We start from the raw sequence: 428 nt of genomic DNA, 5'->3' as shown, positions 1-428 counted from the left end.
TGGCCGCTGCACTTGGCGCACAGCACCTCGGTGCGGATCATGCCGTGGCTGACGTCCCGCTCCTCGTCGATATGGCCCTCGACGGCGGGCTGGGTGAAGCTCGGCCAGCCGCAGCCGGAATCGAACTTCGCGTCGGACTCGAACAGCACATTGCCGCAGCCGGCGCAGGTGTAGGTGCCGGCGCGGTGGTCGTGCTCATATTCGCCGGAGAAGGGACGCTCGGTCGCCTTCTCGCGCAGCACCGCGTATTGCATCGGCGACAACTCGCTGCGCCATTGCTCTTCGCTCTTGATGACCTTGTCGTCCGTGGTTTTCGTCTTGGCGTCGGGCATGGGTCTCCCGTTTTTTCGATGATCTTGTTTTCGGTGATCTTGTTCAGTGATCTTGCGATCAGTTGGTGACCTTGCTGGCGCTCACCAGCGTCGGCT

General features: G+C 62.4%; 1 protein-coding gene. It reads right to left on the bottom strand.

What is annotated here, in order from left to right:
• On the bottom strand, window positions 1–332 hold a 332-nt coding region (msrB, locus tag AC0L3C_RS36195), incomplete at its 3' end, for a peptide-methionine (R)-S-oxide reductase MsrB (protein ID WP_473410409.1).
• Window positions 333–428 lie beyond the last annotated feature (96 nt).

Source organism: Bradyrhizobium sp. WSM4872 (genome assembly GCF_055811715.1).
Note: the sequence above shows the minus strand (reverse complement) of the source record. Positions and strands in the feature narration are given on the sequence as shown.